The organism is Methylobacterium sp. J-026 (assembly GCF_022829585.1).
Classification (GTDB): Bacteria; Pseudomonadota; Alphaproteobacteria; order Rhizobiales; family Beijerinckiaceae; genus Methylobacterium.
On record NZ_JAKSYC010000087.1, the window covers coordinates 1 to 9758 of the forward strand.

Genomic DNA, 9758 nt, shown 5'->3' on the forward strand with positions numbered 1-9758 from the left:
AGGCCGGCCTCGGCCAGCAGGTGGCGCTTGAGCAGCTGGAAATCCTCGCAGTCGCCGATGCCGTCCTCGGCCAGGTCCCAGCGGTCGGCCACGTGCAGGTGATCCTGGTCGGTCATCGGCTCGACCGCCTTGTTGACCCGCCGGTTCACTGACACGATCGTCGCCCAGGTCGACGCCGTCAGGCTGATCCGCGCCGGCTCGCTCCGGTCCACCGCGCACTCCGCCCCGTAGCTCTGGCAGAACGTCACCCACGCCGCGATCGGCTTGGCATCGCCGAGCACCTGGGCGCCTACCTCCAAGGGCAAACTCGCCAGCGTCTGGGCTTCGGCGGTCGCCGCGAGGCCGAGCAGAACCAGCGCCCCGGCGAGGGTCACCCGAACCGTCCTGAGAAGCCCCGCAGCCATCGAACCCGTCCCCGTTGTCGAGGCCAGGATTGCGCCGCAGAGCCTCCGCGGCGCTGAAGCGGTTGCGCGCAATTTTATCGATTCGCCGACGGCACCCGGCTCTCGCCCGACACCGTCGACGGGCGGCTTGAGAAGCGCCGCGAATGCGCCGCATCGGGTTTGGAGGGTGTAAACCTTGACCGTTCGATCAGGTCCCGGGACGCTTCACGAAGGCCGCTCCGGCCCCGAAGAACGCGGCGCCGGCAGCCATCCCGGCAAGGCCTATCTGCCAGGGCGCGAGCGCACGGTCCCGCTCCAGCGTCGCCGCCGCGGCCATCCCCGCATCTTCGGTTCGGCGACGAACGTCTGTGACGCGTCCATCGCGCGGAACGCCCGCGTGAGCGGCCCGGCGCGATCGAGCGAGTCCGGCGTTGACGTCTCGGCCATCACCCCTGATTCTCGCGCGTCCCGGTCGGCATGATCTGCGATCTTCCCGGCACGCCGGCAAGGGAAGCGCCCCTCACCCTGCGGTCTGGTCGAGCTTGCGCTCCGCCTCGCCCTTAAGCTCCGGGAAATCCGCCTGGGTGTATGCCCGGCCCCGGTGCGGGTCCTCGGTCACGCCGTCATGCTCCAGACGGCGCAGTTGCACCCGTCGGATCTTGCCCGAGATGGTCTTGGGCAGGTCGGTGACGAATTCGAGCCCGCGCAGGCGCTTGAAGGTGGCGAGCCGCGCGTTGGTGAAGCGGAAGATGTCGAGCGCCGTCTCCGGCCCGGGCGAGGCCCCCGCCACCAGGGAGACGTAGGCCTTCGGGATGGTGTGGCGCATCGGGTCCGGGATCGGAACCACCGCGGCTTCCGCCACCGCCGGGTGCTCGAGCAGCACGCTCTCCAGCTCGAACGGGCTGATCCGGTAGCCTGAGGACTTGAACACGTCGTCGGCCCGGCCGACGAAGGTGTAGCAGCCCGCCCGGTCCACGAAGGCGACGTCGCCGGTCCGGTAGAGGCTGCCATCCGCCCCCGTGAGGTGGCCCTGGCCGTCGTCGTAGCCCTGCATCAGGCCGGCGGGGCGGTGCGCGCCGAGGTCCAGGCAGACCTCGCCCTCGGCGGCCGGCTCCCCGTCGGCGTCCAGCACGCGCACCCGGTAGCCCGGCAGGGGTCGTCCGAGGGCGCCCGGCACCACCGGCTGGCCCGGGCTGTTGGCCATCAGGGCCGTGGTCTCGGTCTGGCCGTAGCCGTCGCGGATTGTGAGGCCCCAGGCGCTCCGCACGCGCTCGATCACCTCCGGATTCAGCGGCTCGCCCGCCGCGCAGACCTCGCGGAGCGTGAGTTGCTTCCCGGTGAGGTCCTCCTGGATGATCATCCGCCAGACGGTCGGCGGGGCGCAGAGGGTGGTGGCGCCGGTGCGCTCCAGCTGCGTCAGCAGGGCGGCGGCGTTGAACGGCGCCTGATTGATCACCAGGATGGTCGCGCCGGCATTCCAGGGGGCGAAGAACGACGACCACGCGTGTTTGGCCCAGCCCGGCGAGGAGACGTTGCAATGCACGTCCCCCGGCTGGAGCCCGAGCCAGTACATGGTCGAGAGCGCCCCGACCGGATAGGACCGGTGGCTGTGGCGCACCAGCTTCGGCTTCGCCGTGGTGCCGGAGGTGAAGTAGAGGAGCAGCGGATCGTCGGCCCCGGTGGGCGCGTCGGGCGCGAAAGTCTCGGACGCGCCGTGGGCGTCCTCATAGGCGCCCCAGTCCCCCGTCGCGGGCCCGGTGACGAGGCGGATCGCGTCGCCCGTGTCGAGGCCCGAGAACCGCGCGACCTGCTCCGGCCCGGCCACGATCGCCCGGGGGCGGCCGCGGGCGAGCCGGTCGGCGAGTTCGTCCGCGGTGAGCAAAGTGGTCGCCGGGATGACCACCGCGCCGAGCTTCATCGCCGCCAGCATGGTCTCCCACAGGGCCGGAACGTTGCCGAGCAGCAGGAGCAGGGGGTCACCGCGCTTCAGGCCGAGCCCGCGCAGGTGGTTGGCGACACGGTTGGACCGCGCCGCGAGTTCGCCGAAGGTGAAGCGCTGCTCCACGCCGCTCCCGGCCTCGACGATCCGGAGCGCGTCGCGGTCGCGGCTCTCAGGGCCGGCGAGTTCGGCGTCGAACCAGTCGAGCGCCCAGTTGAACGGCACCGGATCCGGCCAGGCGAAGGCCGAGACTGCGGCGGCATAATCGGTGCGGTGGGCCAGCAAAAGATCGCGGGCCTCCCGGAAGCTGGGCATGGTCGTTCCCCCGTCGAAGTCTTGTTCGATCTGTCAGCCTTTCCCCCGCCCGCCCCGAAGCGGCAAGGCCACGGTCAGATATTCTCGAACCGGGGCGGCCGCTTCTCCACGAAGGCGGCCATGCCCTCCTTCTGGTCCCGGGTGGCGAACATGGCATGGAACACCCGCCGTTCGAAGCGGAGGCCCTCCGCGAGCGTGGTCTCGTAGGCGCGGTTGACCGCCTCCTTGGTCATCATGGCGATCGGCAGCGACATCGACGCGATGGTCTCGGCCGCCGTCATCGCCTCGTCGAGGAGCCGGTCGGCCGGGATCACCCGGGAGACGAGGCCCGAACGCTCGGCCTCGGCGGCGTCCATCATCCGGCCGGTCAGGCACATCTCCATGGCCTTGGCCTTGCCGACGAACCGGGTCAGCCGCTGGCTGCCGCCGATTCCCGGCATGACCCCGAGCTTGATCTCCGGCTGGCCGAACTGCGCCGTGTCGGCGGCCAGGATGATGTCGCACATCATGGCGAGCTCGCAGCCGCCGCCGAGGGCGTAGCCCGCCACCGCGGCGAGGATCGGCTTGCGCACGGCGGTGAACCGCTCCCAGTCGCCGAACCGGTCGCCCGCGTACATCTCGGCGTAGGTGGCGTGCTGCATCTCCTTGATGTCGGCGCCGGCCGCGAAGGCCTTGGCCGAGCCGGTGAGGACGAGGCAGCCGATCCCCGGATCGGCATCCGCCGCGGTCGCCGCGCGGATCACCTCGGCGGTGAGCTGGGCGTTGATGGCGTTGAGCGCCTTGGGGCGGTTGAGGGTGATCAGCAGCACCCGTCCGCGCCGCTCCGTCAGGATCGTCTCGTAAGACTCGGTCACGACTCACCTCCCTGTCCGCGCAGCATATGGATGATCGCGGAAAAGTCCTCGCCGCCGTGGCCGAGACCCTCGAACAGCCCATAGATCTGGGCGGCTTCGGCGCCGAGCGGCGTCGCCGCCCCGGAGGCGAGGGCGGCGGCCTGGGCGAGCCGGAGGTCCTTGAGCATCAGCGCGGCGGCGAAGCCCGGCTTGTAGCCGCTGTTGGCCGGCGAGGTCGGCACCGGGCCCGGCACCGGGCAATAGGTGGTCAGCGACCAGCACTGGCCCGAGGAGACCGAGGCCACGTCGTAGAGCGCCTGGTGCGACAGGCCGAGTTTCTCGCCCAGGGCGAAAGCCTCGCTGACGCCGATCATCGAGATGCCGAGGATCATGTTGTTGCAGATCTTGGCCGCCTGCCCGGCCCCGGCGGCGCCGCAATGGAACACATTCTTGCCCATCGCCTTCAGAAGCGGCTCGGCCTTGGCGAAGGCTGCATCCGCGCCCCCGGCCATGAAGGTCAGGGTCCCGGCCTTGGCGCCGCCGGTCCCGCCGGAGACCGGCGCGTCCACGGACAGGCAGCCCCGGGCCTCGGCGAGGCCATGGGCCTTGCGCGAACTCTCGACATCCACCGTGGAGGAATCGATCAGCAGGGTGCCGGCGGGCAGGGAATCGGCGAGCTGCGTCCAGACCTCGACCACATGCCGCCCGGCGGGCAGCATGGTGATCACGGCATCCGCGCCCTCGGCCGCCGCCAGCGCCGAGCCGGCGACCACGATCCCCTCGGCCCGCGCCGCCTCGAGGGAGGCCGGCGCGAGGTCGAACCCGCGGACCCTGTGCCCCGCCTTCACGAGGTTGGCCGCCATGGGCCCGCCCATGTTGCCGAGACCGATGAACCCGATGGTCTGTGCCATCCCGTCCTCCCTGCGTTGTTGATCGCCGTTTCCACCCGCGCCCTCATCCTGAAAGCGGACCGGATCCCCCATGCGCCGTCCCTCCCCCCTCTGCGGGGGGAGGGACGGCGCGGTTGGGAAACGAGCGGCGCGTCATCACGCCGGCCCCGTCCGCGACCCCGGAAAAACCGGCTCCGCCCGCGTCTCCAGCCACCGGGCGATCGGGGCGGGATCGACCGCGTCGAGGCTCGCGGGGTTCCAGCGGGGGGTCTTGTCCTTGTCGATCACTGCCGCGCGGATCCCCTCGCGGAAATCGCCCTCCGCCAGGACCGCCAATGAGGCGTGGAACTCGCGCTCCAGGCAGGCCTCCAGGTTCGGGGCGGCGCGGCCGAGGCGCAGCAGGCGCAGCGTCAGGACGAGGCTCGACGGCGCCTTGGTCAGCAGAGTCTTCCGGGTCGCCGCCGCGAAGTCCGCGCCATCCGCCGCCAGGGCCGACAGGATCTCGTCCACGCTGTCGAAGGCGAAGCAGCGGTCGATCACCGCCCGGTGGGCCGCGAGCGGCGCCGGGCCCGGATCTCGGGCGAGGCGCGCGATCACGTCCCGCACGCCCGCGTGCCCGGCATTGGGCCGCAATGCGGACAGCGCGTCGATCAGGTCGGGGAGCGCCCGCGTGGGCACCATCGCGTCGGCGAACCCACACGGAATCGCATCGGCGGCCCCGACCGCCGCGCCGGTCAGGCCGAGATAGGTGCCGAGTTCGCCCGGCGCCCGGGGCAGCAGCCAGGTGCCGCCGACATCCGGCAGGTAGCCGATGCCGGTCTCCGGCATGGCGACCCGGGAGCGCTCGGTGACGACCCGGTGGGCGGCGTGTCCCGCGAGGCCGACGCCGCCGCCCATGGTGATGCCGTCCATCACGGCGACGAACGGTTTTTCGTAAGCCGCGATGCGGGCGTCGAGGCGGTACTCGTCCCGCCAGAACGCTTCCGCGAAGACGGTGCCGGGGTTGTCGTACAGGCTGCGCAGGTCGCCACCCGCGCAGAGGCCGCGCTCGCCCTCCCCGGTCAGCAGCACCGCAGCGAGGCCGGGATCGGCGGAGAACTGGTTCAGGGCGGCGTCGATCTCGAGGACCATGCCGTGGGTGAGCGCGTTGAGCGCCTTCGGCCGGTCGAGGCGCAGGCGCCCGAGCGCGCCGACCCGCTCGACGATCACGTCACTCATCGCCGTCCCCCGGTCAGCGCGCGGGCGATGATCACCCGCATGATCTCGTTGGTGCCTTCGAGGATCTGGTGCACGCGCAGGTCCCGGACGATCTTTTCCACCCCGTATTCGGCGAGGTAGCCGTAGCCGCCGTGGAGCTGGAGCGCCTGGTTGGCAACCTGGAAGGCGGCATCCGTCACGTGGCGCTTGGCCATGGCGCAGAGCTGCGTCGCCGCGGGATCCTTGGCGTCGAGCGCGGAGGCCGCGTGGCGCAGGAAGGTGCGCGACACCTCCAGGCTGGTCGCCATGTCGGCGAGCCGGAACTGCAACGCCTGGAAGTCCGTGAGCTTCGCCCCGAAGGCCCGGCGGTCGCCCATATAGGCGAGCGCCTTGTCGAGGGCCGCCTGCGCGCCGCCGAGGGAGCAGGCGGCGATGTTGAGGCGCCCGCCGTCGAGCCCGCTCATGGCGATGCGGAACCCCTGGCCCTCCGCGCCGAGGCGGTTGGCCACCGGCACCCGGCAGCCGTCGAAGCGCACCGCACGGGTCGGCTGGGCGTTCCAGCCCATTTTCCGTTCTTCCGCGCCGAAGGACAGGCCCGGCGTGCCCTTCTCGACGACCAGCGCCGAGATGCCCGCGGGTCCGGCCTCGCCGGTGCGGACCATGCAGACGTAGAGGTCGCTGACGCCGGCGCCGGAGATGAACTGCTTCTCGCCGGTGAGCACGTAATGGTCGCCGTCCCGCGCGGCGCGGGTGCGGAGCGCGGCCGCATCGGAGCCGGAGCCGGGCTCGGTGAGGCAGTAGCTGGCGATCGTCTCCATGCCCATCAGGGATGGAAGCCAGCGCCGGCGCTGGGCGTCGTCGCCGTAGGCGTCGATCATCCAGGCGCACATGTTGTGGATCGACAGGAACGCGGCGACCGTCGGGCAGCCGGTGCTGAGCGCCTCGAAGATCAGGGTGGCGTCGAGGCGCGAGAGGCCGGAGCCGCCGACATCCTCACGGACGTAGATGCCCGCCATGCCGAGGGCAGCCGCCGCCCGCAGGGTCTCGACCGGAAAGGTCTTGTCCCTGTCCCAGTCGAGGGCGTGCGGCGCGATGTGCTCGGCCGCGAAGCCCTGCGCCATCTCGCGGATCGCGGTCCGGTCCTCGTCGAGCCCGAAACTCATGGGCGTGGCTCCAACAGGTCACACGGGCAATCCCTCCCCCCTCTGCGGGGGAGGGTGGCCCCCGAAGGGGGTCGGGAGAGGGGAACCCGGCTTCAGGATGGGGCGGAGCGGACGTGAAGGCCAGCGCCCCGTCCTGCACCGTCGCTCCCCTCTCCCGCCCCGCATCCGCAGGGCACCCTCCCCCGCAGGGGGGGGAGGGTCTTTCGCCTACCGCATCGTCGGGATGGAGAACTCCGCCCCGCTCTTGATGCCGCTCGGCCAGCGCTGCGTCACCGTCTTGGTCTTGGTGTAGAACCGGATCGAGTCCGGCCCGTGCTGGTTCAGGTCGCCGAAGCCCGAGCGCTTCCAGCCGCCGAAGGTGTGGTAGGCGATCGGGACCGGGATCGGCACGTTGACGCCGACCATGCCGACGTTCACCCGGGCGGTGAAGTCCCGGGCCGCGTCGCCGTCCTGGGTGAAGATCGCGACGCCGTTGCCGTACTGGTGGGTCGAGGGCAGCGCCAGCGCCTCCTCGTAATCCCTGGCCCGCACCACCGAGAGGACGGGCCCGAAGATCTCCTCCTTGTAGATCGTCATGTCGGGGGTCACGCGGTCGAACAGCGAGCCGCCCATGTAGAATCCGTTCTCGTAGCCCTGGAGCTTGAAGCCGCGGCCATCGACGGCGAGTTCGGCGCCCTCGGCCACGCCCTTGTCGATGTAGCCCGCGACCTTCCGCACCGCCTCCGCGGTGACCAGCGGGCCGTAATCGGCCGAGCCGTCATGCGACGGGCCGATCTTGAGCGACTCGACCCGCGGGATCAGCCGCTCCATCAACCGATCGGCGGTCTTCTCGCCCACCGGCACCGCCACCGAGATCGCCATGCAGCGCTCGCCGGCCGAGCCGTAGCCGGCGCCGATCAGCGCGTCGACCGCCTGGCCCATGTCGGCGTCGGGCATGATGATCATGTGGTTCTTGGCGCCGCCGAAGCACTGGGCGCGCTTCCCGGTCTGGGCGGAGCGCACGTAGATGTACTCGGCGATGTGCGAGGAACCGACGAAGCCCACCGCCTTGATGTCTTCGTCATCCAGGATGGCGTCGACGGCTTCCTTGTCGCCGTTCACGACGTTGAGGATGCCCGGCGGCAGGCCCGCCTCCAAGAAGATCTCGGCGATGCGGATCGGCACGCTCGGGTCGCGCTCGGACGGCTTGAGAATGAAGGCGTTGCCGCAGGCGATAGCGGGGGCGCATTTCCACAGGGGGATCATCGCCGGGAAGTTGAACGGCGTGATGCCGGCGACCACGCCCAGCGGCTGGCGCAGGGAGTAGACGTCGATCCCGGGCCCCGCGCCCTCCGTGTACTCGCCCTTGAGCAGGTGCGGGATGCCGCAGGCGAACTCCACCACCTCGACGCCGCGCTGGATGTCGCCCTTGGCGTCCGGCACGGTCTTGCCGTGCTCGGAGGCGAGCAGCTCGGCGAGCGAATCGTGCTCCGCGCGCATTAGCTCCAGGAAGCGCATCATCACCCGGGCGCGCTTCTGCGGGTTGGTGGCGGCCCAGGCGGGCTGCGCCGCCGCCGCGTTCTCCACCGCGGCGCGCAGCTCGGCCTTGCTGGCGAGCGCCACCTGGGCCTGAACCTCGCCGGTCGAGGGATGGAACACGTCCGCGAACCGCCCGCTCTCGCCGGCGACGGTCCGGCCGCCGATGAAATGCCCGATCGTGCGCATGCGCGCCTCCCTGTGGGGTTTGATTTTGCGGCACCCTATCAGGATCGCTTGAGCGATAAAGCCGGATGCGCTTACAGCCGCTGTGCATCGATGCACAGCCGGAGTGCGGCCATGGCCAGGGCGGGGCCCAACTGGGACGACCTGCGCTTCTTTCTTGCGGTGGCGCGGACCGGGACCCTGAGCGGCGCGGGGGCGCGCACCGGCACCGAGCACACCACGGTCGGCCGCCGGATCCGCGCCCTGGAAGAGGGGCTGGGCGCCCGCCTGTTCCACCGGAGCAACCTCGGCTACGCGCTCACCGAGGACGGGGCCAGCCTGCTCGGCGTCGCCGAGGCCATGGAGAGCGCCTTCCTGTCGGCGAGCGCCGCGACGGAGGCGGCCCAGACGGTCTCCGGCACGGTGCGGATCGGCGCGCCGGACGGGTTCGGCAGCGTCTTCCTCGCCCCCCGGATGCACCGGCTGACGGCGCGCCATCCGGGACTGGAGGTCGAGATCATGGCGACCGCCCGGATCTTCAGCCTGTCCAAACGCGAGGCCGACATCGTGATCGGCCTGTCCGGCCCGCAGCAGGCCCGGGTGGTGGCGCGCCGGCTCACCGATTACCGGCTGTTCGTCTACGCGGCCGAATCCTACCGCGCCATGGCGGCGCCGATCGCCGCGGTCGCGGATCTCTCGGACCATCCCTTCGTCGGCTATATCGAGGACATGCTGTTTGCCCGCGAGCTGAACTACCTCGGCGCCCTGGGGCCCGCGGTGACGGCGCGCCTGCGCTCCACCAACCTCCTGGCCCAGGTCCACGCGACGCTCGGCGGCGCCGGCCTCTGCGTGCTGCCGGCATTCATCGCGGCGGCCCATCCCGGGCTGGTGCCGGTGTTGCCCGGGGCGGTCTCGCTGACGCGCTCGTTCCACATGCACATCCACGAGGATCACCGGAAGGCGGCCCATATCCGCGCCGTGGCGGGCTTCATCGCCGCCGAGGTCGAGGCCGCGGGGGCGCTGTTCGCCGGGACGTCCGTGTCAGCGGCGGCGGTTTCGCCCGATCCTGCGGCGCCCTAAGATCGGCCGCCCCGGCAGGCCAGGACACGCGCCGGGTGGGAGGAGCAACACATGGTCGCCTCGATCGCCCTGCCCCGGCTGATGCGCGTCGGCGCCGGCGCCTCGCGGCTCCTGCCGGAGGTGCTCGGCCAGCTCGGCCTGTCGCGGCCCTTCGTGGTCACCGACCCCTACCTCGCCGGCAGCGGCCGCGTGGAGGCGCTGCTCGAACGGCTGGCCAGCGCCGGCACAAGGGCGACGGTGTTCGCCGACACGGTGCCCGATCCGACGGTCGCCTCCGT

General features: G+C 71.4%; 9 protein-coding genes. 2 read left to right on the top strand and 7 right to left on the bottom strand.

Translation table 11 applies throughout. The features are described 5' to 3' along the window. The 7 genes from MKK69_RS08460 to MKK69_RS08495 all read right to left on the bottom strand — a co-directional run. On the bottom strand, window positions 1-404 hold a 404-nt coding region (locus tag MKK69_RS08460), incomplete at its 3' end, for a transglutaminase-like cysteine peptidase (RefSeq protein WP_243967330.1). Window positions 405-903: 499 nt separating this feature from the next. Beyond that, the gene (locus MKK69_RS08470; protein WP_243967331.1) at window positions 904-2637 is read right to left on the bottom strand and encodes an AMP-binding protein; all 1734 of its coding nucleotides are present in this window, start codon (window positions 2635-2637) and stop codon (window positions 904-906) included. Window positions 2638-2711: 74 nt separating this feature from the next. Next, the gene (locus MKK69_RS08475; RefSeq protein ID WP_243967332.1) at window positions 2712-3491 is read right to left on the bottom strand and encodes an enoyl-CoA hydratase; all 780 of its coding nucleotides are present in this window, start codon (window positions 3489-3491) and stop codon (window positions 2712-2714) included. Next, a complete protein-coding gene (gene mmsB, locus MKK69_RS08480) occupies window positions 3488-4381 on the bottom strand; it encodes a 3-hydroxyisobutyrate dehydrogenase (RefSeq protein WP_243967333.1) in 894 nt (297 codons plus the stop codon). Before mmsB ends, MKK69_RS08475 begins: the two co-directional genes overlap by 4 nt. Before the next feature lie 135 nt (window positions 4382-4516). Further along, the gene (locus MKK69_RS08485) at window positions 4517-5578 is read right to left on the bottom strand and encodes an enoyl-CoA hydratase/isomerase family protein (protein ID WP_243967335.1); all 1062 of its coding nucleotides are present in this window, start codon (window positions 5576-5578) and stop codon (window positions 4517-4519) included. After that, window positions 5575-6720 (bottom strand): acyl-CoA dehydrogenase family protein, encoded by a 1146-nt coding sequence (locus MKK69_RS08490; RefSeq protein WP_243967336.1) that lies wholly within the window; start codon window positions 6718-6720, stop codon window positions 5575-5577. The genes MKK69_RS08485 and MKK69_RS08490 overlap by 4 nt, the downstream gene beginning before the upstream one ends. A gap of 207 nt (window positions 6721-6927) precedes the next feature. Next, window positions 6928-8424, bottom strand: coding sequence for a CoA-acylating methylmalonate-semialdehyde dehydrogenase (locus MKK69_RS08495; RefSeq protein WP_243967337.1), 1497 nt, complete (start codon window positions 8422-8424; stop codon window positions 6928-6930). Window positions 8425-8535: 111 nt separating this feature from the next. Between MKK69_RS08495 and MKK69_RS08500 the strand changes: the two genes are divergently transcribed. Both MKK69_RS08500 and MKK69_RS08505 read left to right on the top strand, forming a co-directional pair. Continuing rightward, entirely contained in the window at window positions 8536-9480 is a 945-nt protein-coding gene (locus MKK69_RS08500) for a LysR family transcriptional regulator (protein ID WP_243967338.1), read from the top strand. Window positions 9481-9531: 51 nt separating this feature from the next. Beyond that, on the top strand, window positions 9532-9758 hold a 227-nt coding region (locus MKK69_RS08505; protein WP_243967339.1), incomplete at its 3' end, for an iron-containing alcohol dehydrogenase.